The 24,118-nt window shown below is 63.4% G+C and carries 31 protein-coding genes; 15 read left to right on the top strand and 16 right to left on the bottom strand.

The genetic code is table 11. From position 1 onward, the window contains the following. Nucleotides 1-3: 3 nt before the first annotated feature. A complete protein-coding gene (locus H9532_RS00235; protein ID WP_296364592.1) occupies nucleotides 4-390 on the bottom strand; it encodes a hypothetical protein in 387 nt (128 codons plus the stop codon). 32 nt (nucleotides 391-422) lie between these two features. Between H9532_RS00235 and H9532_RS00230 the strand changes: the two genes are divergently transcribed. Continuing rightward, nucleotides 423-815 (top strand): DCC1-like thiol-disulfide oxidoreductase family protein, encoded by a 393-nt coding sequence (locus H9532_RS00230; protein WP_296364590.1) that lies wholly within the window; start codon nucleotides 423-425, stop codon nucleotides 813-815. A 20-nt stretch (nucleotides 816-835) separates the two neighbouring features. Here the strand turns inward: H9532_RS00230 and H9532_RS00225 are convergent, their stop codons facing one another. Then, nucleotides 836-1,354 carry a phycocyanin subunit beta gene (locus H9532_RS00225; RefSeq protein ID WP_296364588.1) on the bottom strand — a complete coding sequence of 173 codons (519 nt, stop codon included), beginning with the start codon at nucleotides 1,352-1,354 and terminating at the stop codon, nucleotides 836-838. 65 nt (nucleotides 1,355-1,419) lie between these two features. Between H9532_RS00225 and H9532_RS00220 the strand changes: the two genes are divergently transcribed. The 3 genes from H9532_RS00220 to H9532_RS00210 all read left to right on the top strand — a co-directional run bounded on the left by H9532_RS00220 (nucleotide 1,420) and on the right by H9532_RS00210 (nucleotide 3,558). Further along, the gene (locus H9532_RS00220; RefSeq protein WP_296364586.1) at nucleotides 1,420-1,860 is read left to right on the top strand and encodes a hypothetical protein; all 441 of its coding nucleotides are present in this window, start codon (nucleotides 1,420-1,422) and stop codon (nucleotides 1,858-1,860) included. Nucleotides 1,861-1,941: 81 nt separating this feature from the next. Next, on the top strand, nucleotides 1,942-2,991 hold the full coding sequence (locus H9532_RS00215; protein ID WP_296364585.1) for a methyltransferase domain-containing protein: 1,050 nt from the start codon (nucleotides 1,942-1,944) through the stop codon (nucleotides 2,989-2,991). A 129-nt stretch (nucleotides 2,992-3,120) separates the two neighbouring features. Then, nucleotides 3,121-3,558 carry a heme-binding protein gene (locus H9532_RS00210; RefSeq protein ID WP_296364584.1) on the top strand — a complete coding sequence of 146 codons (438 nt, stop codon included), beginning with the start codon at nucleotides 3,121-3,123 and terminating at the stop codon, nucleotides 3,556-3,558. Nucleotides 3,559-3,780: 222 nt separating this feature from the next. On the opposite strand, the gene H9532_RS00205 is transcribed toward H9532_RS00210, so the two are convergent. From H9532_RS00205 to H9532_RS00195, 3 genes are all read right to left on the bottom strand, one after another. Then, nucleotides 3,781-4,452 (bottom strand): NAD(P)H-dependent oxidoreductase, encoded by a 672-nt coding sequence (locus tag H9532_RS00205; RefSeq protein WP_296364583.1) that lies wholly within the window; start codon nucleotides 4,450-4,452, stop codon nucleotides 3,781-3,783. 169 nt (nucleotides 4,453-4,621) lie between these two features. Further along, nucleotides 4,622-5,119: a L,D-transpeptidase gene (locus H9532_RS00200; protein ID WP_296364582.1), complete on the bottom strand. Its 498-nt coding sequence runs from the start codon at nucleotides 5,117-5,119 to the stop codon at nucleotides 4,622-4,624. A gap of 103 nt (nucleotides 5,120-5,222) precedes the next feature. Next, nucleotides 5,223-5,564: a hypothetical protein gene (locus H9532_RS00195; protein WP_296364580.1), complete on the bottom strand. Its 342-nt coding sequence runs from the start codon at nucleotides 5,562-5,564 to the stop codon at nucleotides 5,223-5,225. A 98-nt stretch (nucleotides 5,565-5,662) separates the two neighbouring features. Here H9532_RS00195 and H9532_RS00190 point away from each other — a divergent pair, with 98 nt between their 5' ends. The 3 genes from H9532_RS00190 (at nucleotide 5,663) to H9532_RS00180 (ending at nucleotide 8,973) form a co-directional block, all read left to right on the top strand. Next, a complete protein-coding gene (locus H9532_RS00190) occupies nucleotides 5,663-7,084 on the top strand; it encodes an HAD-IC family P-type ATPase (protein ID WP_296364578.1) in 1,422 nt (473 codons plus the stop codon). Next, entirely contained in the window at nucleotides 7,000-8,010 is a 1,011-nt protein-coding gene (locus tag H9532_RS00185; RefSeq protein WP_366664499.1) for an HAD-IC family P-type ATPase, read from the top strand. The genes H9532_RS00190 and H9532_RS00185 overlap by 85 nt, the downstream gene beginning before the upstream one ends. A gap of 75 nt (nucleotides 8,011-8,085) precedes the next feature. Further along, complete coding sequence (locus H9532_RS00180; protein ID WP_296364573.1) at nucleotides 8,086-8,973, top strand: polyphosphate kinase 2 family protein; 888 nt, start codon at nucleotides 8,086-8,088, stop codon at nucleotides 8,971-8,973. Nucleotides 8,974-9,019: 46 nt separating this feature from the next. Here the strand turns inward: H9532_RS00180 and H9532_RS00175 are convergent, their stop codons facing one another. Next, a complete protein-coding gene (locus tag H9532_RS00175) occupies nucleotides 9,020-10,054 on the bottom strand; it encodes a hypothetical protein (protein ID WP_296364571.1) in 1,035 nt (344 codons plus the stop codon). 164 nt (nucleotides 10,055-10,218) lie between these two features. On the opposite strand from H9532_RS00175, the gene H9532_RS00170 reads away from it, so the two are divergent. Continuing rightward, a complete protein-coding gene (locus H9532_RS00170) occupies nucleotides 10,219-11,229 on the top strand; it encodes a DUF4912 domain-containing protein (RefSeq protein WP_296364569.1) in 1,011 nt (336 codons plus the stop codon). 11 nt (nucleotides 11,230-11,240) lie between these two features. Here the strand turns inward: H9532_RS00170 and rpaB are convergent, their stop codons facing one another. Then, nucleotides 11,241-12,005, bottom strand: a complete 765-nt coding sequence (rpaB, locus tag H9532_RS00165) for a response regulator transcription factor RpaB (protein WP_296364567.1) — start codon at nucleotides 12,003-12,005, stop codon at nucleotides 11,241-11,243. 174 nt (nucleotides 12,006-12,179) lie between these two features. Here rpaB and H9532_RS00160 point away from each other — a divergent pair, with 174 nt between their 5' ends. From H9532_RS00160 to H9532_RS00150, 3 genes are all read left to right on the top strand, one after another. Next, on the top strand, nucleotides 12,180-12,443 hold the full coding sequence (locus H9532_RS00160) for a hypothetical protein (protein WP_296364566.1): 264 nt from the start codon (nucleotides 12,180-12,182) through the stop codon (nucleotides 12,441-12,443). 233 nt (nucleotides 12,444-12,676) lie between these two features. Continuing rightward, nucleotides 12,677-13,177, top strand: a complete 501-nt coding sequence (locus H9532_RS00155) for a hypothetical protein (RefSeq protein ID WP_296364564.1) — start codon at nucleotides 12,677-12,679, stop codon at nucleotides 13,175-13,177. A 21-nt stretch (nucleotides 13,178-13,198) separates the two neighbouring features. Further along, entirely contained in the window at nucleotides 13,199-13,348 is a 150-nt protein-coding gene (locus H9532_RS00150) for a hypothetical protein (RefSeq protein WP_296364562.1), read from the top strand. A gap of 34 nt (nucleotides 13,349-13,382) precedes the next feature. Here the strand turns inward: H9532_RS00150 and H9532_RS00145 are convergent, their stop codons facing one another. From H9532_RS00145 to H9532_RS00130, 4 genes are all read right to left on the bottom strand, one after another. Continuing rightward, on the bottom strand, nucleotides 13,383-15,344 hold the full coding sequence (locus H9532_RS00145) for a hypothetical protein (RefSeq protein WP_296364560.1): 1,962 nt from the start codon (nucleotides 15,342-15,344) through the stop codon (nucleotides 13,383-13,385). A 93-nt stretch (nucleotides 15,345-15,437) separates the two neighbouring features. Then, nucleotides 15,438-15,947, bottom strand: coding sequence for a hypothetical protein (locus H9532_RS00140; RefSeq protein ID WP_296364559.1), 510 nt, complete (start codon nucleotides 15,945-15,947; stop codon nucleotides 15,438-15,440). Between the two features lie 3 nt (nucleotides 15,948-15,950). Then, on the bottom strand, nucleotides 15,951-18,389 hold the full coding sequence (locus tag H9532_RS00135; RefSeq protein WP_296364558.1) for a heavy metal translocating P-type ATPase: 2,439 nt from the start codon (nucleotides 18,387-18,389) through the stop codon (nucleotides 15,951-15,953). An 85-nt stretch (nucleotides 18,390-18,474) separates the two neighbouring features. Next, the gene (locus tag H9532_RS00130) at nucleotides 18,475-18,816 is read right to left on the bottom strand and encodes a hypothetical protein (RefSeq protein ID WP_296364557.1); all 342 of its coding nucleotides are present in this window, start codon (nucleotides 18,814-18,816) and stop codon (nucleotides 18,475-18,477) included. Nucleotides 18,817-18,937: 121 nt separating this feature from the next. Here H9532_RS00130 and H9532_RS00125 point away from each other — a divergent pair, with 121 nt between their 5' ends. Beyond that, on the top strand, nucleotides 18,938-19,987 hold the full coding sequence (locus tag H9532_RS00125; RefSeq protein WP_296364555.1) for a hypothetical protein: 1,050 nt from the start codon (nucleotides 18,938-18,940) through the stop codon (nucleotides 19,985-19,987). On the opposite strand, the gene H9532_RS00120 is transcribed toward H9532_RS00125, so the two are convergent. Both H9532_RS00120 and H9532_RS00115 read right to left on the bottom strand, forming a co-directional pair. Beyond that, a complete protein-coding gene (locus tag H9532_RS00120) occupies nucleotides 19,940-20,425 on the bottom strand; it encodes a hypothetical protein (protein ID WP_296364551.1) in 486 nt (161 codons plus the stop codon). The genes H9532_RS00125 and H9532_RS00120 overlap by 48 nt on opposite strands. Continuing rightward, nucleotides 20,422-20,712: a hypothetical protein gene (locus H9532_RS00115; RefSeq protein ID WP_296364549.1), complete on the bottom strand. Its 291-nt coding sequence runs from the start codon at nucleotides 20,710-20,712 to the stop codon at nucleotides 20,422-20,424. The genes H9532_RS00120 and H9532_RS00115 overlap by 4 nt, the downstream gene beginning before the upstream one ends. Before the next feature lie 143 nt (nucleotides 20,713-20,855). Between H9532_RS00115 and H9532_RS00110 the strand changes: the two genes are divergently transcribed. Then, on the top strand, nucleotides 20,856-21,755 hold the full coding sequence (locus H9532_RS00110) for a hypothetical protein (RefSeq protein ID WP_296364547.1): 900 nt from the start codon (nucleotides 20,856-20,858) through the stop codon (nucleotides 21,753-21,755). On the opposite strand, the gene H9532_RS00105 is transcribed toward H9532_RS00110, so the two are convergent. Continuing rightward, the gene (locus H9532_RS00105; RefSeq protein WP_296364545.1) at nucleotides 21,724-22,341 is read right to left on the bottom strand and encodes a carbonic anhydrase; all 618 of its coding nucleotides are present in this window, start codon (nucleotides 22,339-22,341) and stop codon (nucleotides 21,724-21,726) included. The two genes, H9532_RS00110 and H9532_RS00105, sit on opposite strands and share 32 nt — an antisense overlap. Before the next feature lie 131 nt (nucleotides 22,342-22,472). On the opposite strand from H9532_RS00105, the gene H9532_RS00100 reads away from it, so the two are divergent. Further along, complete coding sequence (locus H9532_RS00100) at nucleotides 22,473-23,075, top strand: DUF1345 domain-containing protein (protein WP_296364543.1); 603 nt, start codon at nucleotides 22,473-22,475, stop codon at nucleotides 23,073-23,075. Between the two features lie 5 nt (nucleotides 23,076-23,080). On the opposite strand, the gene H9532_RS00095 is transcribed toward H9532_RS00100, so the two are convergent. Continuing rightward, complete coding sequence (locus H9532_RS00095; protein ID WP_296364541.1) at nucleotides 23,081-23,320, bottom strand: hypothetical protein; 240 nt, start codon at nucleotides 23,318-23,320, stop codon at nucleotides 23,081-23,083. 122 nt (nucleotides 23,321-23,442) lie between these two features. Between H9532_RS00095 and H9532_RS00090 the strand changes: the two genes are divergently transcribed. Beyond that, complete coding sequence (locus tag H9532_RS00090; RefSeq protein ID WP_296364539.1) at nucleotides 23,443-23,544, top strand: DUF4278 domain-containing protein; 102 nt, start codon at nucleotides 23,443-23,445, stop codon at nucleotides 23,542-23,544. 63 nt (nucleotides 23,545-23,607) lie between these two features. On the opposite strand, the gene H9532_RS00085 is transcribed toward H9532_RS00090, so the two are convergent. Continuing rightward, nucleotides 23,608-24,027: a nuclear transport factor 2 family protein gene (locus H9532_RS00085; RefSeq protein WP_296364538.1), complete on the bottom strand. Its 420-nt coding sequence runs from the start codon at nucleotides 24,025-24,027 to the stop codon at nucleotides 23,608-23,610. Nucleotides 24,028-24,118 lie beyond the last annotated feature (91 nt).

Here is a 24,118-nt window from a genome sequence, read left to right as displayed (position 1 = left end):
TGATCAGTTGTTGGCCGTCGTGGCGCGTTCACAGGCATAGTTCTCCCAGTCGCCACGCCGCTGGGCGAACTCCGGATGATCGGGATCCAGCGCCTGCCACCACCAACGCCCATCGCTGTAGCTGGGGGTGCCGGCGTTGTTGGTGCGCGGCAGCTGCAGGCTCACGCCGCGCCACTGCAGCACGATGAAGGCCCCAGGCACGGTGCCGCTGGAGTTGTTGGGGATCTCGGCGGCATCCACGGCGCCGAGATGCACAGACGCCACCAGGGGATCGGCATCGCAGAGGAAGTGCTCTGGAGCCGGATCCACCAGGGCCAAGCCAGCCGGCGCTGCGATCAGATCCCAAAGCGGCAGCGTCAAAGCCAGGAGCAGTGCCAGGAGCTGGGTCACGGCAAGGGAGCGGGCCTGATCAGGATGGCGCAATGACCCTGGTGCTCGTGTACGACGGCGGCTGCCCCTTTTGCCGTCATTTCGCCCTGCGGAGTGAGCTAGTGGGTGGGGTGCCCGGGCTCCAGATCCGCGATGGCCGCGCCGATGCCGCGCTGCGAACGGAGCTCAAGGCTCGCGGGTTCAATCTGGCCCGCGGCGCGGTGTTGCTGGAGGGGGATCAGGCTTGGTATGGCGCTGAGGCGATTGCTGAGCTCTGCACGCGCTTGCAACCCAGCGATCCACTGCTGGCTTTGCTGTGGCAGTTGTTCGCCGCACCTCCCCAGGCACGCCGCTTGTACCCATTGCTGCTCTGCGCCCGGCGCATGGCCTTGCATTGGAAAGGCCTGCCGGAAGACCCCGATCAAACGGTGCTCCGGCAGGCCTGAGGGATCAGCGGCGGCTGGGATCAGGCCACAGCAGCAGCAGCGCGATCGAAGTAGGTGCCGATCTCGCTGATCAGAGCGGAGCAGTCGCCGGGGGTGATGCCATCGCGATCGTTGGCGATCGCGATGGCGGCATCCTTCATCTTGCGCACGCCCTCAGCCACGGAAGCACCAGGAACGCCCAGAGCCAGGTAGGTCTCACGCAGGCCGTTCAGGCAGCGGTCTTCCAGCACGGACGCGTCACCGGTGAACACGGCGTAGGTCACGTAGCGGAGGATGATCTCCATGTCGCGCAGGCAAGCAGCCATCCGGCGGTGGGTGTAGGCGTTACCACCGGGGGCGATCAGGGCGGGCTGCTGATCAAAGAGGTCGCGAGCCGCGCCGGTGACGATCTTGGAAGCGTTGGAGGTGATGCGGTTCACAGCATCCATCCGCTTGTTGCTCTCAGCCACCATGGCGGCGAGGGCATCAATCTGACCAGCGTTCAGGAATTCGCCGCGGGCATCAGCCTGAGCAACGACCTTGGTGAAGGCGTCGAACATGAAGAATTGTGTTCTCGGGCTCAGGAATCTAGGAAGCGGCGTGCTGGCCCCGCGAGCGTGATCCGATGAAACACCGTTTCTCTGCGGCCTGGTTGGCTGTGGGCTGTCTGACCCTCACCCTCCCCCCCGTAGGGCGCGCGGAGCTGCCCCCGGCTGTCTACGCCCAGGAGCAGCGCCAGGCCCCCTATGCGCTTGAACTGCTGGTGCGCAGCGTGCACCGCACGGGCAGCGTGGCTGCTGGCCAACAGTTGCAAGTGGTGGCCCAGGTGCTGGAGGTGAAACGCCAGCCCGCTAGCGCCCGCTTGAAGCCGGGTGATCAGATCCGCCTGAGCTATGGCCTTCCCCCCGCGCGTCCGCAGGGGTGGGCTGGCCCCTCCCCGGTGCCGCCACTCGAGCCCGGTGAGCGCGTGCCCGCCTGGTTGAGCCCCGATCCAGCTGGGCCTGGCCGCTTTCAGCCCGCCGCGGGTGGCCGCTCGTTTGGCCCAGCCATTGGCCTCGATGGTTGAACCGGCCCCGTTGCGGCTGGAGCCTCTGGCACGGGGGCGCTTGCCTACGGTTCGGCCAGCGCAGTGCGAGTCGGGGAATCCATGCAGGAGTTGGTGCAGGCCTATTACGGCCAGGAGTTGCAAAGCAGCGCCGACCTCAAAACGAGCGCTTGCTGCGATGCCGATGCGGTGCCGGCCTGGTTGAAGCCGTTGCTGGCCAAGGTGCATCCGGAGGTGAGCAGCCGCTACTACGGCTGCGGCCTGGTGTGCCCGCCTCTGCTGGAGGGCTGCCGGATCCTCGATCTCGGCAGTGGCAGTGGCCGCGATGTGTATCTGCTGGCCCAATTGGTGGGTGCCAGTGGCGAGGTGGTGGGCGTCGACATGACGCCGGAGCAATTGGAGATGGCCAGGCGCCATCAGGCCTTCCACGCTGAAGAGTTCGGATTCAGCAACGTGCGTTTTCTTGAGGGGCGCATCGAGGCCCTTGAGCAGCTGGATCTCGAGCCGGGCAGCTTCGATGTGATTGTGAGCAACTGCGTGCTCAACCTCTCCACCGACAAGCCTGCGGTGCTGCGTGGTGCTCAGCGCCTGCTGAAGCCAGGCGGTGAGTTTTATTTCTCGGATGTGTACGCCGATCGGCGCCTGCCTGCGGCGGTGCAGAGCCATCCAGTGCTCTATGGCGAATGCCTCGGAGGCGCCCTCTACTGGAACGACTTTCTGCGCATGGCCCGCGGCGCCGGCTTTGCCGATCCACGCTTGGTGAGCGACCGGCCGCTTGAGATCACCGAGCCGGCTCTCGCTGCCTTGGTGGGTGAAGCGCGCTTCTATTCAGCCACCTATCGCCTGTTCAACATCCCCGAGCTGGAAGACGCCTGCGAAGACCATGGCCAGGCCGTGGTCTACCGGGGCTCGATCGCGGAATCACCCACACGCCTCATGTTCGATAAGCACCACAGCATCGAAGCCGGCAAGGTGTTTCCGGTGTGCGGCAACACCTATCGGATGCTTCAGCAAACGCGATTTTCCCCGCACTTTGAGTTCATTGGTGGGTTTGATCGCCACTACGGCTTGTTCGAGGGGTGCGGTAGTGCCATCCCATTTGATCGTTTCGCCGCACAACAACTCCAAGTTTCGGAGGGTGCTTGTTGTTGATTGAATTATCGTTTGGCGATTGGGGGGAGCCTTATGGCTGGTCTGCGCTGCGCTTTTGGTGTCGGGATGTTGTCTGGCAGCTTTGTCTTGGTTGGTGGGCCGGTTCACGCCTTGGAGCGAATCCCTGTTTTGCCCACAACCAGCGCTGCCCAGGCAGCTCTGAAGGCACTTGAGCAGTGCCGCCTCAATGGGTATGCCGTTGCCGTTACTGTGGTGAATCTTGAGGGCAATGTGATGGCGGCACTGCGCGACGAACACGCTGGCCCACACACCTTTGACAACAGTTTCAACAAAGCTTTCACAGCCAACAGCCTAGGCAGGGCCTATGGCCTGGACAGCACTGGTGAAATTGTGAACAGAAGCCTGGCTGGCAAAGCCCCTGGTATCGGTAGCTTTCCCTTGCCTGCCAGCCCCCTCCGTGGCCTGAGCTACAGCGCAGGCGGCCTCGTGATCAAGGCAGGCCCAGTGGTGATTGGAGCGCTGGGTGTGTCCGGGTCTCCCAGCGGCGGGCTTGATGAGGCGTGTGCGGCCCGTGGAGTTCAATCCATTCAGGCCGCTCTGAAGTAGCCACGACTGATTACCCGAAGAACCCCTTGCTGTTGAGCCAGAGGCCGAGTGCCAGCATCGGCAGAAAAACCGTGGCTGCAATCTGCAGCTTGATCCTGAAGCCTTCGCTCACCGCTGGCTTTGCCGCTGGGGTTTTCGATTTGGCTTGAGTTCGGCTCGCCATGGGCACGACGTGGAGATGGTGGGGTTTCAATCTCGCGCTTTGAGCAGCGATGTTGGTGTTCAGCGATGTTCAATCAGATCGCTTGCGGCGTAGCGCACCTTCGCCAGGCTGGCGTATTTGTCGTCGGCACTGCGGTAGCCGCAGGCGCACACCACGCAGCTCTGGTACTCGCTGCTCTCCAGCCCAAGGATGCGGTCGTACTCAGCCGGGCTGAACCCCTCAATCGCGCAGGTGTCCACACCCAGCAGGGCGGCGCTGGTGAGCAGGTTGCCCAGGGCGATGTACACCTGATTGCCGGCCCATTGCCCAATGATCTGGCTGCGGGGGCCATCGATCAGATCCACCTGGATCATCTTGCGGTAGCCATCCAGCAGGCTGGCCTCAATGCCGCGGGTGCTGGCGGTGGCTTGGATCAATCGATCGGCATCGGCGGCGGTGATGGTGCGCTTCTTCAGCAGCACCACCAGATGGGAGCAATCGGTGATCTGGCTCTGATTCCACGAATGGGGGCGTAGCTCAGCGCGAATAGCGGCGTCATTGATCACCAGAAACTTCCACGGTTGCAGGCCGTAGCTGGAGGCGGTCAGCACCAGGGCGTTTTCGAGGGCATTCCAGGTGCTGGTATCGATCTGCCGGCTGGCATCAAACGCTTTGGTGGCGTAGCGCCAGCGCAGGGCGTCAAGCAGGGTGGTGGTGTCGGCGGTCATGCCATCGGGCCAGATGGCATGCATTCTCCGTGTTGGCCTCACCCGGACGCGAAAAGCCCCAGCTTTCGCCGGGGCGGGGGGTGTGAGGAATGGTGCATCTCAGTGAGGTGCCCATTGCCGCCGGCTTGGAGCAGTGGGGCGCTGGTGGCCGCGCCGTCACCTCGGCGGTACTCCATCCCTAGCAACGTTGGTGCTACTGCGCCACAACCAGAGTGTTGGCTCCGCTGCGATGAAGCAGCTCGGCGAGGGCGTACATGTCCTGGGAGTGGATCAGGCCGATGCAGCCGGCCGTTCCACTGTTCCAGTTCCGGCCGGCGCTGGGATCCAGATGGATCCCCAGTACGCGCCGGCCGGTGCTGAATTCCGGTTCGATGCCGATCCAGATTGGGCCGAGCTCTCTGTGGTCCTGCCGGCCCAGGCCTTCGGCGGCCCCGATGCGATAGCGGCCCATGGGCAGTGGAGCTTCGCTGCCCATGCGGTCGCGATTGGCGTTCTGCCGGTCCGCCCGGCCACTCACCGCATCGAAGTGGCGGTCGGGCTCTCCTGGAATTTCCAGGCGCAGGTCCCAGATGGGATCACCGGTGCGCGGCAACCTGCGGGCGGTGCGCTCCAGGGTGAGCAGCGGTTTGGGTTGCAGCTCCGCGGCCGGCGAGGCCAGGCCCACCTCAAGGGCGGTGGCTGCAAGCAGCATCGGCAGACCCATCCAGCGTGACCAGCACAGAGCTGATGACTACTAGACGTGATTGTTTTCCGCTAGTGAACCCAAATCCGGTTGTGCGGCTGGCACCCCGCCCCTAGTAGCCGTAGGGCAGGCAGGCTTGCTGCACATCGGCCACCGAAGCCATCACCTCGGTGGGCACGGCATCACGCATGGGAAGCAGCTTGATCACGGCCTCAAGCTCGCTGATCTCTTCCTTGCAGAGATGGGAGCTGCGCCCGTAGGCAGGGTTGCTTTTGAGGGCGCTCACCCGCGCTTCTGCTTGGCGGCAGGTTGGTGCGCTGCTGGTTTCGAGGCAGGCCTGAACGCCACTCTCGAGGGTCCAGAGGTTTTGACCGGCTACGACTGGTCCGGCGCTGAGCACCACCAGGGCGGCAGCAGCTCGATGCAACGGGCGTTGGGTGGGGCGGGTGAACATCGATCGGCTCCGGTCGCCACGGGGACACCACTGATTGTGGCGCCGTTGCTGACATCGCGTTCGCCCATGGCCAGCTTGAGATCAGCACATCGGACTTCATGGCCGAACAAGACGTGCAGCTGTTGGAGCACCTGCAAGGCGATCCAGCTGGTCTGACGCACGAGGAAGCAGCTCGCCGCCTGGCTGAGCTCGGGCCTAACACCTTGCCTGAGCGGAAGCGCAGCCGCTGGATGGTGTTGCTCTCCTATCTCTGGGGCCCAATGCCCTGGATGATCGAAGCAGCGATCCTGCTGTGCGCCCTGGTCGGCGATTGGGTCGATTTCGGGATCATTGCCGCCCTGCTGGTTGGCAACACAGCGATTGCCTACGTGGAGGAGACCTCTGCCGGCGATGCGGTGGCGGCTCTCAAGGCGAGGTTGGCTTTGGAGGCTCAGGTGATGCGCGATGGGAGTTGGCAGGCTGTTCCCGCGGCTGAACTCGTGCCGGGTGACCGCATCCGTGTGGCGATTGGCGCTGTGATACCCGCCGACATCACCGTGCTCAGCAGCCAGCCTTTGCAAGTGGATCAGGCGGCACTCACGGGCGAATCCATGGCGGTGCAGCGCAGCCAGGGCGATCTGCTGTATTCCGGTTCGGTGCTCAAGCAGGGCCTGGCCGAAGGTCTTGTTACCGCGACTGGGGCTAACACCTTCTTTGGAAAAACTGCAAAGTTGGTGGGTGAAGCTGAGAGCAGCGATCATCTGCAACAGGCTGTTGTGAAGCTCTCCGACTATTTGATTCTCCTCAATATCCTGCTTGTTTGTATTATTCTTGTTGTGCGTATTCATCTTGGTGATGATGCGCTCCAGGTTCTAAAGTTTTGCCTGGTTCTCACTGTGGCTTCGATTCCGTTGGCGACGCCAACGGTTCTGGCCGTCACCATGGCTATTGGTGCCCAGGCCCTGGCCCGCAAGGGGGCTTTGGTGACGCGGCTGGCTGCCATTGATGAGCTCGCCAGCGTCACAATGCTTTGCTCCGATAAAACCGGAACCCTCACTCTCAATCAGCTCAGCTTGGCGGAACCCTTCATGTTGCCGGGTGTGAGCGCTGATCAGCTGCTGCGTTCTGCCGCCCTGGCCAGTGCTCCTGAGGAGGGCGATGCGATTGATCAGACCGTGCTCGCTGCGGTTGAGCACACCGAGCTGCTGAAGGGCTACCAGCCGCAAGCCTTTACCCCTTTTGATCCAATCACCAAGCGCACGGAAGCCCGGGTGCTGGATCCCCAGGGGCAACCGCTGCGGGTCAGCAAGGGAGCGCCGCAGGCCGTTTTTGCACTCGTTGCTGGTGATGCAGGCGTCGATCAAGCCCAGGCTCAGGTGGAGGCACTGGTCGGCCGGGGTTTCCGCGCCTTGGCGGTGGCCCAGGCGCTCGTGGATGCCCCTGGCAGTTGCTCGGTGTGCTGTCGCTTTCGGATCCGCCCCGGCCGGATTCCCGTTCCACCGTGGCGGCAACACGGGCTCTTGGTGTGCCGCTCAAGATGATTACAGGGGATCAGGTGTTGATCGCTCGTGAAACCTGCCGAGAGCTGGGCCTGAGTGATCAGGTGCTGGATGCCTCGATTTTCAGGACCACCCCGGCGAGCCAATTGGCTCAGTTGGCTCGCCGCATTGAGACGGCTGATGGCTTTGGTCAGGTCTATCCGGAAGACAAGTTCCACATTGTTGAGTCTCTTCAGAAGAGCGGTTATGTGGTGGCGATGACTGGTGATGGAGTGAATGATGCACCGGCGCTCAAGGAGGCCGATTGCGGCATCGCGGTGTCGGGAGCCACCGACGCGGCACGGGCGGCAGCCGACATTGTGCTGCTCACCCCAGGCCTTTCGGTGATCGTGGAGGCCATTCGCTTGAGTCGGCGGATCTTTCTGCGAATGGATAGCTATTGCTTGTATCGGGTGGTGGAAACGGTGAGGATTCTGATCTTCACGACCCTTGCGATTCTTTGGTTTAACCAGTACCCAGTGAGTGTGGTGATGCTGGTGATTCTGGCTCTGATCAATGATGGCTCAATGGTTACCATCGCCTACGACAATACCCAGGAATCACCCGCCCCTCTGCAATGGAACATGCCCCGATTGCTGATGATGGCCACGGTGATTGGAATGGTGGGAGTGGTGGAAACGATCCTTCTCTACGACTACGCCACGCTGCGTCTGCAGTTGCCTCTTGAACAGGTCCAGACCCTGATGTATTTGCAGTTGGCTGTGGGGGGGGATGCTCACGATCTATTGCACCCGGGTGCGCGGCCCGTTCTGGTCTGTGGCTCCCGCGCCCACGATGCTGGTTGCCACCGGCGCCTCAGTGTTGTTGTCAACGCTGATGGGTTGCTATGGCTGGTTGATGGCACCCGTGGGCTGGGGCTGGACTGCGTTCAGCTGGCTCTATGCCCTGGTTTGGTTCGTGGTGTTTGATGCGGTGAAGCTGTTGCTCTACCGCCTGCTTGATCCTCAGCGCAGCGTGATTCACACCGTTCGCCTCAAGTTGTCATGACCGATCTCCAGCACCGCCTCAGCCATCACTTCCGCGTCGGCAGCGGCGAGGGTTTTCAGCTCAACCAGATCGATCCCGGCAGCACCGATCACGCCCGGGTCAGCGATAAGCAGGCAGCCCAGGTCGCGCTGGCGGATGGGGTTGAGCGGATGGCCGCGTTGCAGGACAAGCTCTACGCCCAAGATCGTTGGGCCCTGCTGCTGGTGTTTCAGGCCATGGACGCTGCTGGCAAGGATGGCACGATCAAGCATGTGATGAGCGGGGTGAACCCCCAGGGCTGCCAGGTGAGCTCCTTTAAGGCGCCCTCCGCCATCGACCTGGATCACGACTACCTCTGGCGTGCCAATCAGTGCCTACCGGAGCGGGGCCGGATCGGCATCTTCAACCGCAGCTACTACGAGGAAACCTTGGTGGTGCGCGTTCACCCGGAGCTGTTGGCACGGCAGACGATTCCCGATCAACTGGTTGATCACAACATCTGGCAGCACCGCTTCCGTGACATCCGCCACTACGAGGACTATCTGGGCCGCAATGGCGTGGTCGTACGCAAGTTTTTCCTGCACGTGTCGAAGCAGGAGCAGAAGCGGCGCTTCCTCGAGCGGCTGGACAACCCTGAGAAAAACTGGAAGTTCTCAGCGGCTGATATTCGCGAGCGGGCCCATTGGGATGCCTACATGGAGGCCTACGAGCAGATGATCCGCCACACCGCCACCGATGCCGCTCCCTGGTATGTGGTGCCGGCTGACCACAAATGGTTCACTCGCCTGGTGGTGGCTGATGCCGTGATCGACACGCTTGAATCGCTCAACCTGGCTTACCCCACTGTGGGCGATGCGGCTCGCCGTGAACTGGCAGAGGCCCATCGGCAGCTGCTGGAGGAGTGATCACTGTTGATCACGGCTTGCTTGTGCAGATGATCCCCAGCTGAACTCAAGCGCTGCCGCGACCCAACAGCAGGAGGGTTAAACAGCCAGCGAGAGTGGTGATTTGATAGATCAGGTCAACCTGGTTGATGCGTTCCATGACTTGTGGGTGCTGATCCTCCGGAGCCCTGCTGATCAAATTGGTGCCCCACACAAACAACCAGAACTCAGCTGTAGCTGCGAGATAGCCAAAGAGGTAGAGCTTGTCGAGAAAGGTGAGGTAATCGAATGCCGGTAACTCTGCATGTGCACCTTCCTGCAAAAACACCAGCGTGAGCAGGGCGGTGGAAGGGATCGCAAGGCGCAGGTCGTTGAGATTGCCTTCCAGGTTTGGCGCTAGCAGCAGGATCACCATCACGGCCACCCAGGGCAATACGTAGCGATAGAACGCCGCCCAGCCGTTGGTGCGGTAGCTGATCTCAAATGTGGCCATGCTGTAGTCGCCGGAATTGGCTACGCCTTCCTCCCCAAAGGTGGTGGTGTAGGAGTGAATGGCGCTGGAACTTCTCGCGCCTGCAACGCTGTAGCCGTTCAGAGCGATGGAATGACCCTGCAGTTCCTTGGCGTGCAGCTTCGGGACCAACACCACCCCTCGCGCGCCCATCGAGAATTGCGACGGGCGCACTTCAAGGTTGATCGGCAACTCCAGGGTTTCGAAGGGAAACGACCTTAGGTTCTGTTGCTCGTCGTAGAACTTGCTGGAGAAGCGGAACGTCTGCAGGTAGCGCCCACCCTCTAGGCGTTCGGGTTCGGTGCTGTCGGGCTCGAGCTGCGCGTCGTAGCTTTCCACCTGATTCTCCAGTTCCACCAGCTCGGTGATCGGAATCTGATCGGATTCGATCAACTGTTGGATGCTCTCCGGCCATTTCAACCAAAACCAGCCGTCGGCAGAGAAGGTTTTGTCCTTGAGGGAGAGGTTGTAGATGTTTCTGATGTGCATGCCCACCTCGATCTGGCGGGCGGCAGGCACCGTTGGGGCTGGCTTGAGCTGGGTGTTGGTGGCGTCGGGCTTTCCCAGGGTGGTGATGCTGAAAAGAGCCACCGCAACTAGGCCGATCATTCCGGCCATCCATGACCGTCTCAGCTTCATTTCGACGCTGTTCTCCCAGAACCTGCTCAGGCTACGGGCGGTAGGGATGTGCTGACACGAGCGCTCCCCGGCGGGTTGTGGCGGCGAACATGACCGCATGTAAAGGACTTAACGCGATGACCGAGGCGAAGCGACCGCTGAGCTGGTTGAAGAAGCTGGTGCCGTCAGCCCTTCGTTCGGGCTCTTGCTCGGATTCGGCCAAGAAGCCCGCCGCGCCTGCCAGCGCTCCCGCAGCTTCTCCAGCGGGTCAGCCTGCTGCCCCGGTGACCACCCATGTGGTGTTCCTGCCCCGTGATCCCCAGTGGGCTTACTGCTTCTGGGCCATCAGCGATCTGGATCGTCAGAAGGCTCGCGATGCTGGTGCCACCAGTTTGTGTCTGCGGGTTGCCGATGTGACTGGCCTCGGTGCTGATCAATCCCATCCCCACGCCCTTCAGGAAATGGTGGTGGACAACCACGCCAGCGAATGGTTTCTGCCGGTGCCCGTGGATGGTCGTGACTACCGCGTGGAGCTTGGCTTCCGGCTGCGCAACGGCGGCTGGTACTCCCTCGCTTTCTCGGCCGTGGCCCAGGTGCCAGCCCTTGAGCCCAGCCAGCGGGTGGCGGATGCCTTCGTGCCCTTCAGCCTTGATCAGCCCCTTCAGCCCGCAGCCTCCCCTGAGGTGACTTTCGGTGGTGGTGTGGCCCACGAGCAGATCTATCAAATCGCCACGGCAGCTGGCACCCGCAGCCGTCGCGTCGGCTCCGAGGTGCTGCATGAGTTGGATGCCAGCCAGCAGGGTCTGCTCAACGACTCCGGCGCAGGTGTGTGGGCCAGTGGCCGCAGCGAATCCGGCAGTGGCCTGGTGCGTCAGCGCTCGTTTTGGCTTGTGGCTGATGCCGAGCTGATCGTTTACGGCGCCACGGATCCCAGCGCCAGCCTGTTCATCGGTGATCAGCAGGTTCCCCTCTCCTCAGACGGCACCTTCCGAGTGCACGTTCCCTTCCGCGACGGGGAGCAGCTCTATCCGATTCGCGCGATTGCCGCTGATGGTGAACAGGAGCGCTCGATCCGCCTGGAGTTCGAGCGCCGTACACCTGAAGCCCGTGTGAATCGCCGCGAGGATGCTGTAGCGGAGTGGTTCTGAGGCCTTAGGCCTCAGGCCACTTTCACCGCCTGGGCAATTCGCTGGAACATGTAGCCCATGCCCCGGGCGGTGAGGATCAGTTCAGGATTTTCCGGATCGTGCTCGAGCTTGGCGCGCAGGCGTGAGATGTGCACGTCCACAACCCGGCTGTCGGAGGAGCGCTCAGGCTTGTAGCCCCAAACCTTTTCGAGCATGTCGAGCCGGCTGATCGGTTCGCCGGAGCGACTGATCAGCAGTTCCAGAAGGTTGAATTCCATGCCGGTGAGCCGGATGCGCTCGTCGGCGCGGAACGCTTGGCGACGGTTGAAGTCCACGCTCAGATCGCCCACCACCACAACGTTGGCGGCCGATCCCCCAGCGCTGCCGCTGACGCTCTGCCCCGAGCTGGCTCGCCGCATCACACAGCGGATGCGCGCCTCCAGTTCCTTCGGGCTGAAAGGCTTCACCATGTAGTCGTCAGCGCCCAGCTGCAGACCGGTGATCCGATCGGCCACATCGCCCAGGGCGGTGAGCAGGATGATCGGCACCTCCGATTGGGCCCGGATCCGCTCCACCACAGCGAACCCGTCCAGTTCCGGCATCATCACGTCGAGCACCACCAAGTCGGGCTCTGAGCCGCGGAACAGCTCGAGGGCCTCGGCACCGTTGCAGGCCATCAGCACCTCATGCCCCTGCATGGTCAGGCGGGTTTCGAGGATGCGGCGGATGTTCGCCTCATCATCAGCCACCAGGATCTTCAGCCCTTCAGGACGGGTTCCCTCACCGCTCTGACTCATCGCGCTCACATCCTTTTCAGGCAGTTTCACTGCCAACAGGGCCTGATTCACGCCCTGGCCTCCCGTTTCGGGGCGACTGTTACAAGGACGCGCGGAACGGTTTCCCGTCGTCTGCAGCACCCCCCAATCCCTGAAAAACCACCCAGACTCGCCTCAGGACCGATGGGGATAGACATGCAGGATGTGGTGTTCGAGCTGATCAGCGATCAACCGGGGCAGCTCGTGGCGGCGGCCCGCCAGCAGCATCTCCAGATCAGCGCCACCAATCTTGAAGAGCTGCAGCACGAAGCCCGGGAGGCGCTGATCAGCCATTTCGGCCCCAGTCATGTGGCTTACCGCGTGCGTTTGCGTCGGCCGGTGCGCCATGGTTTGCAAGCTGGCGTGGCTCAGTTTGCGAGAGGTTGCGCACCTGCGGCACGATCCCTGAAGCGGTGCTAATCAACGCTTGCCTCTGATACACAGGTCATGAATGTCCTGCTGTTTGCTTCGGCTGTTGCTCCAAAAGGCCTGCCGGTGATTCTTCCTGCGCTGGCGGGTGCCGGCATCCTCATCGTTTTGTCGCAGCTGTTTGTTCCCAAGACCTGAGGCGGTCATGTCCGGTTGACCTTGCCGGGCAGTGCGGTCTTTTTCGGCTGATCAGGTCAAAATGACCGCACCTCACAACGCAGACCGTGGCTCAGCCGGATCTGGTGCCGCTCTCTCAGTTGGAGCAGGACCTGGGAATCAGTCGGGTCGACTTGCTGTTGTTGCTGCGCCGGCTCGGGATTCAGCCCATCCGGCGCGGTATGCGCACCCTGCTCAGCGCTGAACAAGCCGAGCAGTTGATCAGCCACGTGGGCAGTGGCGCTTCGCTGGAGCCGATCACGGCGGAGCTGGTGTTTGATGAACCAGGCCAGGACAATCTGCCCGTGCCGGTGGGTGATAGCTGGGGTGAAGCGGCTCGCTATGCCCAGCTGCGGCTGTTGCGTGAGCGGTTGGAGATCCTGGAGATGCTGATGCGCAGCGGCATCGAGTTGGATACCCGCCAGCTCTGCGATCTGCTGGAATTGCGTCGCCTGCCTGCAGCTCAGCCTCTCGAAGATGGCGCGATGGGCTTCATCCGCCTGGGTCTTCAGTTTTCACGCAGCACGCGGCAGGGTCAGCGCAGCAGCTGGCGGATCAGCAGGGCCTGAGCCCGGGGCCTGAGGGCCCTGTTGTTCGGCTCCTCGGTGATGGTGGTGGGTCTGCTGGTGCGGCTGCATCCAGCCGAAGCGCTCACCTTGGCGATGAGCGATGTGGACCTGGAGGATGGGTTTGCACGGCGCGTCGTGCTGTTGCAGGCGATTGTGAGTGTTCTGTTTTAGTCCACCATCTGCAGCATGGTGACCAATTTGATGGTCAGTTGACTGTGTTGCGGGTGTGGCTGTGGAAGCTGTTGAGGCTGCGCAGCTCCGCCAGCACCAGTGGGATGTCGGCCAACAGCACCGTTTGTAGGGGGCTGATGGTGAGCCCCGCCGTTGCCACCGACGACAACAGATGGGTGAGGCCGATCATCACTGCATTGCTATCGGTGGTGCGCTTCAGGCTGCGGCTCAGCACCACCAACCGCGGCAACCATTGCGGATCACGGCTCAAGCAGAGATCGCAGAGCTTGTTGGTGAGCATGCCCGCTTCATCGAAATCGAGCCCAATCGCCACATCCGCCCTGGCGAGAGCCGGGATGTCGTGGATCACATCGCCCAGATAGCCCACCCGTTCACCAAGGGCTTGGTACTTCTCGACCCGCTGCAGTCGCTGGTTGGCCTCGCTGGCATCGTGCACGGCCCGGCCCACATACTCCACGGTGATCCCCAGCTCTTGGAGTTGCTCGCGCACCAGCGTCCAGCTGTCATCCGGCCTGCGCTCCACGATCACCCTGCCGAGGCAACGCTCGTTGTCGCGGAACTCCAACGGGGCCACCGTGACGGCGTGGCTCCGGTTCGCCGCCGGATCCCCGCTTCCATGCACGATCTGCAGGCTGCGGCCGTCCTCGAGCTTCACCTGCCAGCCCTCCTGGTTCAGGTCGTGCAGTTCCAGATGCTTCACACCGATGGGATCCGACACGTTTTCCAGTTGCGTCGTCCAGATCGGCACCGTGTTGTCTTGCACGAGCCACTGCTGCAGCCCGGCCAGGATCCGCATCAGCTCGCCGGTGCGCAGAGGGCTGCCGGCAGGGAGCTCTTCTCGCAGCTCCAGCCGGTGCAGCCGCTCCGCGCAACTGTGGCTCACCAGCAGCCGCTGAAGCCGTCCGAGTTCGGTAAAAACATCCGGGTTCGCCACCGTGATGCCGTGCAGCCGCAGCTCAGCTGCGGCAGCGAGGCGGTTGGCATCGCGGCTCGTTTCCCAGTCGTTGATCGGATTGAACTGAAACGCCGCCAGGGCCCGCTCGCTCGCACCCGCGAGAGCCCAGATGCTGCCCAGGGCGAACAGCAATGGATTGAGCACGCGCTGCCCAGCCTGCCAAGCCGCATTGCGTTCTGGATCTTTCCGAGAGGGTGGAAGTTGAAACAGCGGGCAATCGCTGAAGGCTTGCAGTACCTCCAGTTCCGCTTCACCGCACACCACCATGCAGCCCAGCTCCAACCGATCGCCAGGTCTCACTTGATGGGGATGCCAGTCGCCGGTGAGCTGGCGGTTGATCGCCACCAGCGATCCGCTCACAACGCGGCAGGGCATGAACACCAGATCGCCAGCCTTGAGCCGGATCCGATCCCCCTGGCTGAGCTGGCCGATCGGTTGTTCAAGGCCTCCCGGGGTTGCTGTGCATACCCGTTCCTGCTCGGCGAGCCGGGTGATCAGATCGCGGTAATCGCTGCGGCTCAGCTCGTGATGGCCCCTGTCGCGCAGGAGGCTGCTGCCGTCGTCGAGGGCTAGATCCATCAGCGCTTCGCGGGGCAGCCCCTGCTGGAGCAGCACAGCGCTGAACCCCAGATCGAGCGCTTCCACCGGCAGAATGCGTTCGCGGCGGAGCGTGTGAAGCAGCTCCAGCAGCACCGGCAGCATCAGCAGAGCGGTGGCTCCCTGCAGGGCCAGAAGTGGCACGCCCACAAGCCAATCCAGACCGAACAGCCCAGCGCAGATGGCGGCGTGGCGGAGGCTCTGCTGGCTGCGGCTTCTGCCCTGGTTCAGTTCCTTCAGGGAGGTGAAGCCATGGGGGAGGGTGAGGGCCAGCTGCAGCAGCGGGCGGAGGTCGTGGCGCCGATGGGCCGGAAAGCGCAGGCTCAGGCAGCCGGCGATCGGGTTGATTCGAAATCCCTCCAGCCAGTGGCAACCGGTGAGCACAGTGCGGCAGTGGCGCCGTAGCGGCTCCGATTCATGCAACTCGCTGCATCGCAGCCTGAGTCGCCCGGGCAAGTCGCTGCGGATATCCCAGGCCGGAGCCGCCGATGCTTGGGCTGGTGTTGCCAGCACGATTCAACCCGCCGCCGTGAAGGGCCGGCGCAAGCGGAAGGCCGTTTCCACCAGCACAAACGCCAGGAGCAAGAGCGGGAGACCTGGCGCCAGCGGCAGGATCAATCCAAGGATTCCGCCCAGGGTCAATAGCGCCGCCATGCCCAGCAGGCCGCTGGCCGCCAGGAAGCTGAGCAGGTTGGCCGGCGCCATCAGCCAGCGCATGAGTCGGGAGGGGCGATCCCGCATCACCTGCACCCTCACGTGCACCACCTCAGCTTCAGGTGGCTTGGCGCCGCACCGCTCCAGGGCTGCCACCAAGCCCTGCCAACCCTGGTGTTGTGGCTGGGAGTCCCGGGCCTCCAGCAGCAGACTGCTGCAGTGGCGATTCAGCCGCCAGTGCCAAGGGCCCAGGGGCAGGGAAGCCTGAAGCTCTAGCTCCAGGCGAGCCCACTGAATTGGGGTGGCGCTGCGCAGGCGATAGCGCCAGCGGCCTGGCAAGGCATGCACCAATTCAGCGCAGCTCGACACCATGACCTAAGCGATGGCCCGGCGGTAGGTGTTCGAGCGATCGCAATACGACCAGGCGTAGCCAGCTGGATCGAGCGACTGAATCCAGGGGCCGAAATCGCCGCGCTTGCGCCGCGCCGTGATGCTCTGGTGAGCAACGCCCAGGCGTTTGGAGAGCGCCGAGAGGCTGATGGCCTCCTGCTCTTCCTGCATCGCGGCTGCGGGAGGTCTTGCGATGGGCTCGCCTGCGGCAGTGGCGGGTTCGCCTGGGGCTGCAGAGGCCAGTTGTTTGCCCTTGAAGCCGAGCACACGCATGGCATTGGCGGCGGCCACAAGCGCTGAACCGTTGTTCAGCACCACGGCTGCGATCGGGCTTACGGGCAGGAAGGTGCCGAGCAGCAACGCCGAGAGGTTGGGCACACCCACGATGCCGATGTTCTGCTTCACCAGGCCGAACGTTTCGCGGGCCAGGTCTTGGGCCACGATCAGATCCGACACCTTGTCGTTGGTGAGCACGATGTCTGCCGTTTCGCGGGCGAGGTCGCTGCCGGAGGCGAAGGAGATCGACACATCGGCGTAGGCCAGGGCGGCGGAGTCGTTGATGCCATCGCCCACAAAGGCCACCTTGTGGCCCTGTTGGCTCAGTTCCTGCACCAGCTTCGCCTTCTCATCGGGCAGAGCATCGGCGTGCACCTCCTCAGGCCGCAGGCCCAGCCGCTTGGCCACGGCATGGGCCACGCTGCTCACATCACCCGTGAGCATGTGGGCCTGGATCCCGCGGCGGTGCAGCTCGGCCACCATGGCCTGGCTGTCGGGGCGCAGGGCGTCGGCGGCGTAGATCACCGCCACTACCGTGCCATCCACGGCCAGATACACCGGGGTGGCGGTTTCCAGCTCGGGATCCACGCTCGGTGTGGCGGGCTCAAGCTTCTCTTCGCGCAGCAGCTTGGCGTTACCCACCAACACCTGATGCCCTTGGATCGTGGCGGCAACGCCGCGGCCGATGCGGTAATCCCAGGCCTCGCACTCTTCGGCGCTCACGCCCAGTGCTTCGGCGTGCTTCACGATCGCTTCTGCCACCGGGTGGTTGAGTCCCTGCTCCGCCGAAGCGGCCAGCTGCACGAGCTTGTTGATCGAGTGGGCGCCGGCCACCACTTCCACATGCACCACGGAGGGATGCCCCTGGGTGAGGGTGCCGGTCTTGTCGAACACCACCACGTCGATATCCACCAGCTGCTCAAGCGAGCGGCCGCTGCGGATCAGCAGCCCCTGGCTGCCGGCGCGGGTGAGAGCGGCCATGATTGCCGTGGGTACGGACACGCGCAGACCCGTGCCCAGATCAAACATCAGCAGCGAGGCTGCCTGGGCGATGTTGCCGCCGCTGAGCAGCAGCGACAGACCGGCCAGGGCCAGGGTGGGGAGAACAAAGCGGTTGGCCACCTTGCCGGCCACATTGCCCACGCGGGTGTCGTACACCGGGGCTGATTCGATCATGGCGGTGATCTGGCCCACCCGGGTGGCTTCGCCCACCGCCTGGGTTTCCACCACGAGGTTGCCCTCCAGCAGGATGAAGCCGGCCAGCACTTCATCGCCGGGGCTGGCGTGGCGGGGCACCGATTCACCGGTGAGCTTCACCACATCGAGCGAGCCTTCGCCGATTTCGATGCGGCCATCCACAGGGATCTGATCGCCGGGGAAGAGGGCGATGCGATCGCCCGCCTGCAGGCTCGTGCTCGGCACGATCACCTCGGTGCCATCCACCAGCAGGCGCACGTCGGTCTGCAGGCTGGCCAGCAGATCGGTATTGGCGGAGTGCGCGATGCGCTGGGTGGCGTCGCGCACTGCTTCGCCGCCCTCGATCATGGTGATCATCATCGCCGGGCCCACCAGGAACCCCTCCAGGCTGTGGAGGGTCACCGCCAGGGCGTCGAGGAAATCGACGTTGATCTTGCGCTCTTCTTTAAGGCCCTGCCAGGCGCGCTTGAAGCTCAGATGGGCCGACACGAGAATGAAGGCGGCTACTGCCAGCGGCGGCAGCGCCAGCGGGCCCGCCAATAGCGCCAGCGCCAGGGAGCTCACCGGCAAGATGATTCGGCTTGGAACGAAGCTCTCGTCGTCGGCTTCGCCCTCTTGAGGCTTGGCCTCGGGCCTGGTTGTGGTCGGTGCCTCGGCCAGGCGTTGCAAGGCCGGCAGTGCACCGGGCAGCTGCTGCAGCCACTGAAGCGGATCCACCGCGGCGCCGCGATCAAACTCCACCACGCAACAGCCCGCCACGGGGTTGAGGCGCACGTGTTTCACCTCCGCCGCCTGGCTCAGGGCCTGTTCCAGCTTGGGCCAGCTAGCGGCGGAGCCGCCTACCCGGAAGCGCACACGCCGAGCGCTGTGGTGCAACACCTGTTCCACGCTGTAGTCCTGCGCTGTCCCATCGCGCTCGGTTGAGCTGCTGTTGCGGGAGACGGGAACCACCGAGAGGTGTGGCAAACGCGGGGGTTCGGCGAGCACAGCGAAGAAGGGAAAGGATCGGGGGGGCGAGAGCTGGTGCGACCGTCGTTCAGTCGACGTTCACCTTGGTGATCGCCTTCTCGGGTGAGGCTGCGGGCGCGCTCGCGGCGGCGTTGGCTGCGCTCGATTCATCCATCTCCGATTTCGCTTCTGCGACCAGGTCGACAAATGATTCGGCGGCTTCCGCCGCGGTACGCGCCACGTTGCGGGCAGCGCTACCGGCCACGCCGGCCACGGTGACACCCACCTTGATCCCGTTCTTGGCCATGGATTTGCCCACGCTGCTCATCGAGTCGCTGAGCTGGTGGTTCCCCATGCGCTTCACCATTGGCGCGAGGGCGACAAGGCTGGCACCCACGCCGAAGGCGAGAACGGTTTCAAACTCAAACATGACCTGGGGTGCGTTGACCAATCAGCGCTCGCGGCTGCGCTGTTTTCCAATTTTCACTGTAAAGCTGATTTGCTGCTGTGCCGCTGCACACGCCCCAGGATCAGCGCTTCAATGATCGCCCATGGATTTACTTGGATCGGATCTGCATTGCGTCAGCGCTGATCTGCCGTCCTTGGCCTGCGCGTTGGTGGAGGCGGAGCAGCGTTTGCCAGGGAGGGCAGGGGCAGCTGTTCTGGATCTGAGTGGCGAGCAGTGGTTGGCGCCGCCGTCAGGGGCAACTGCCGCTGCTGGCGCCTACACCGCTGTTCCCTATGCGATGCAGCTCTGGCAGCAGCTCGAGCCTCGCCTGGAGGCCTGGCTGCAGCTTCTGCAGCTTCAGCAGTTGGAGCCGTTGCTGGTGCCTCCCCTCCCCGGGGTCGACATGCTGCTGCGCTGCCTCGCTCTGGCGGAGGCGTTGAGCGAGCAACGGCCACTCACGGTGCTGCTGCCAGCTCCTGGTGAAGCGCTCGCCTTGCTGGAGCTGGCGCGCACGGGACCGGCGCTGGTGGAGTCGCTGCTCGAGCCGCTGTTGGCCTGGTGGGATCAGACCCGTCAATCCCTGTCCAGCCTCGAATTGATGCTGCGGTTGAAGTTGCCGTCGTCGGAGAGCCTGCGCCTCGATGCCAGCTGGCGGCAGCGCTTAAAGCAGATGGCGGCGCTGTTGGCGCCGGAGGCTGACTGGCAGTTCAGCCTGGCACTGGAGTGCCCGGATCCCCAGGCACGGCTGCTGCGCCAACGCTTCAGCGCCATCAGCCTGCGTGGCTTCCTGCCCAGCCGTGTGGGCTTGCACGGAGCCGCAGCCGCACTGTTGGCGGCCCAGCGCCCCAGCTGGTGGCCCGAGGAACTCACGGCCACAGCCTTGCTGAACCTTTCGGATCCGAAGGCGTTGGAGGCCTTTGTGGCACAGGAGCCCTGCGCCGCGCGGCCGCACCTTGATACGGAGGCCGCAGTGTTGCGGCTCCCCATGCCCGGAGTCGGTAAGGCACAGCTCGACGTGCAGCAGATCGGCGCGCAGATTGTGCTGATCAGCGGCGGGCTCCGCCGCTTGGTGGCGCTGCCGGAACGTCTTCAGAACCAGCGCTGTTCAGGTGCTCGGCTGGAGCAGGGCTGGCTGGAGCTCCGCTTCAGCTGAGGCTGCTGGCTCGGGCTCCGGTCGCCATCCCAACCACCAAGCGAGCAGGAAAAAGGGTGTACCCGGCAGGATCGGCAGGGCCCAACCGGCAATCGCGAGCGCCATCAACACCTTGATCGATCCTTGGCGGCTTTGTCCCAGCCAGCGCTGCAACGGCGTGGGCGGTTCAGCTGGGCCATGCGGATCCGGTGCGCGCAGCGCGGTATCCACAACGCCAGCCACCACGGCTGGGCACAGGCGCTGCTCAGGTTGGCTGCTCACCACCACACCGCGGCGGTGAGCAGCAGCTCGGACCTGCCAATCGGGTTGGAGCTGCTGCAGAGCGGTTTCAATCAGCCACAGCTGTTCGTTGCTCAGCTCTTGTGGGCAGTCGAAACGGAGGCGATGGGGCAGCTGATGGCGAATGTTCAGCGCGATCCGTGCCCCGGATGGACTCACTTGCCGGTGGAACGAGCTTGGGCCAGGTCAGCCTTGGCTTCGGCCAGCACATCGGTGAAGCTCTCGCCCACTTCGGCCAGGCCACGGCTGAATCCCTTCACGGCGCCGGATGTCTTGTCGGCTACCACCAGGCCGATCTTCAGACCCTGCTTGGTGATCGAGCGACCGGTTCCGCTCACCGCATTGGTGATCTTGCTGTCTTTGCCCGCAACGGCGGCCACCACCGGAGCTAGAGCCATCAGGCCTGCACCAAGGCCAAAGGCCAGCAGAGTTTCCAGCTCGAGCATGACGAACCTGATCACGGCACCTGGCCAAAATTTAACGCTCGTTGCCAGAAGACGCCCCCGAATTGGCGTTCTTTGAGCAGCATGGTGTGTGGCTGAAGACAACCATCGGGGAGGCATTGGTGACCCCATCGCAGCTCCAACTCATGCACGCCACTCCGCAGCGTCTGCGTCTCGCCTATGGCCAGGGCATGCGGGCCGAAGATCTGGCGGGTTTGCAGGTGGCGCTCGGGGCACAGCCCTGGGTGCGGTCGCTGCTGCGGCGAAACGCCAGCGGCAGCCTGGTGGTGGAGCTCGAGCCCGGCTGCTCCGAGCTGCGTTGGCAGATGGGGCTGGCGGATCTGGGTTGTGATCTGATCGATCGGCGCCGGCACGAGCCGCCGATGGATTCCGCCTGGGGGCGCATGCTGCGCCAGATGGGCGGCAACATTATTGGTGCGGCCTTGGGGCAGGTGCTACTGGGTAGCAGTGCCGGTGTGCTGGGTGCCTGGTTGTTCGGTGCGCGCGGGGCGGTGATCTTCGGCGCGGGCGGTGCCTTGCTGGGGTCGGTGATTGGTTCGGTGGCCGGTGGGGAGTTGGCCGATGGGGAGTTGGCCGATGGGGAAAGTCCTCTGCGCAAGGGCGATCTCGGCTCGGTGTCGATCCGCAAGCTCGGCGGCAAGCTGGGCGAGGAAGCCGGCTGGAGCACCGGTGCAGTGGTGGGTGCCGCTCTGGCTGGACCTGCCGGCGCTGTGGCGGGGATGACGCTCGGTTCAATCGTGGCCGGCCAGGCGGTGGAGGACCTGATTCGCAGCCATGGACGCGATCGCCAGGTGGGGCGCCTCAGCTGGCTCGTGCGGCTCGGTGAAGATCAGGCCGGTGAGCGGGCCACCGAGGCGGTGATGGGAGGCCTGGGCCGCGGCCTGAGCGGCGGGCAGGAGTGGGGGGCTCAGCTGGGCACACGTCTGGGCAGTTCCCTCGGCCGCAAGATCGACTGGGCCAGCAGCTGGAGCCGGCATCACCTGGTGAGTCGGATCAAGCCACGCGCTGCGACCCAAGCCAGTTGATCTCGAGGTTGTGCAGCACAAAACAGGCGGCGTGAACCTCCAGCTGGCCGCTCTGGAGACGCTTCCGCAGCAAGGCGCTGCTGTTGATCAGCTCCTGTGCCGTGATCTGGGCGTGCAGGCCGTAGGCATGGGCGAGATCCACCTGCGGTTCGAAGGGCAGGCCAGCTCCCTTGAGGCCGTTGCGGATATGGCCCACGTGATCCATCAGTGTGGGGGTGAGCAGATGCTCCGGCACGCAGGCTGCACCAACGGCTCCACAGCCTGAGTGACTCATCACCAGCACCAGCGGCACCTGAAGGGCTTCTACCGCATATTCCACCGACGCCAGGGTTCCTGGTGTTGCGGAATTGCCCGCGTTGCGGATCACGAATAGATCGCCAAATCCGCTGTCGAAGATCAGCTCCACCGCCACGCGTGAATCTGAGCAGGTGAGAACAGCGGCATGGGGGGCCTGGCTTTGCTCCAGTTCATGCAGGCGGGCCTCGCTGGCATGCGGATGAATGGAGTTGGCCTGCTTGAAGCGTTCATGGCCCGCCTTCAGTTCGCTGATCACCTGGGCGGGCGTTGGGCTGGCGGTTTGGGTCACGCGGAGTGGGCTGTCGGGGCGGTTGACCACCGTTAGTGTGCCGCTGCCAGGCTTCTCTCGCTGTGAGCCGAACACACCCAGCCTGTTTCCGAGACAGCAGTCGCTTTGTTCTGTCGCTGTTGGTGGGGGTTGTGGTCACGTTGCTCCTGGCTGGATTGCTGCGGCTTCGAGAAGCTTTCCCCATCGGCTTTCTGGCCGCGATCGTGTTCGATCAGACGCGCTTTTTTCTGCAGGCCTTTCGGATCAATGCAGTCCAGACTCGTGACATCTTCGGGCGATGGCTTCCCAGCCGTGCACTGCTCTTGGAGCGCACGGTGATCTTTACCTTTATCAGCGTTGGGCTGCTGAGCCTGTGTGTGCGTGACGTGCATAGCGCCGATTCGCTCCTGCCCCAGGACTGGCGCACCTTCATTTACTTCGCCTCACTGTTTGCCGTTTGGTTGCAGATGCATAACGGCTTCGGTATTTACTACGCCAAGAAGTATTTCAAGCTCAATCCAAGGCCGGCAGCTGATGGCCCCAATCCGCAGGGGTTTGTGTTTGCAGGCTCCGATGAACCTGAGTTCACTGATTTTCTGTATGTGTCGTATGCGGTTGGGCTCACCTACGCGATGAGCGACACCAACCTCGAGGACAGTTCGATTCGGCGTGTTGTGCTCTTCCACTCCGTGGTGAGCTTTCTGTTCTATTCCACGGTGATCTCGGCGGTGATCAACCTGTTTACCTCCGGCTGAGCGGTTCAGATCCCCAGCGAGCGCAGCCAGGCTCCGATACCGCTGTGGGTCATCGGTGCCTCCATGTTGCGATCCAGGAACCACAGGTAGCCCGCGGCGGCATTGAGGGCGAGAACCAGGGCCCAGACGCGCCATCCCTCGGGCAGTTTCATTGCGGTTGGTTTCTCATTCATGGGTGGCACGTTACGAAATACGTGCTTTGCGGCGGTCATCGCGCGCTTGGTATCGGCGCGAACGCCAGTCATGCTCGCCCAGGCGCAAAGTATGGGGGTAGCAACCGCTACCAAAACGTTCGCCTCGCACCCGCGAGGCGCAGTTCGATCCAGGCCATGGAACGGGGACCTGGACTTGCCTGTGGACAACGACCATGACCCTCACCTATCGCGGCCAGAAGTACGAGCAGAACAAGCAGGCTGCTCCGCAGCAGCATCCCGCTCTTGCCTATCGCGGCATTCGCTACCAGAAGTGATCAGCCTCTAGAGCTGACGCCACAGCCCCGCACGGCGGGGCTTTTTTTGTGGCTAGCGCGGCCTCAGCTCACGAAGCGCTTGTAGAGCCAGCGCACGAAGCTGCCGATCACCGGCACCGGCTCAAAGGTGGGGCCCACAAAGTCGAAGTAGTCGCGGTGGTCCACGATTTTTCCTTCGTCGTTCAGCAGAAGCCGGGTGGCGCCTGGATAGATGAATTCAATGCCTTTGATCTTCAGGCCCATCTCCCACTCCACGAAGGCGGTGTTGCCGTCGCAGGCAATGGCGAGCGGCTTGAGCAACACATCGTCGCAGCGGCGCAAGAGACCCTCCTGGGCGGCCAGGTAGGCCTTGAGCCCTTTCTGTTTCTGAGTCGGGTCTTCAAACACCACGTCTTCGCTGTAGGCCTCTCGCCATTGCTGTTCTGTGGGGGCAGGTGCGCCGTAAGGCTTGCTGAACAAGGCGCGCAGCTGTGTGGTGTTCACTGGAATTGGCCGTGAGCATCATTCTGGCGCCGTTGCCCTAGGGAGGCTCTGGAAAACCGAAGCGATTCACGGGACAATTACCCTCTGTGAT

It is taken from the genome of Vulcanococcus sp. Clear-D1 (assembly GCF_014654725.1).
Taxonomy (GTDB): Bacteria; Cyanobacteriota; Cyanobacteriia; order PCC-6307; family Cyanobiaceae; genus Vulcanococcus.
This window is presented reverse-complemented; position numbering and strand designations above follow the sequence as displayed.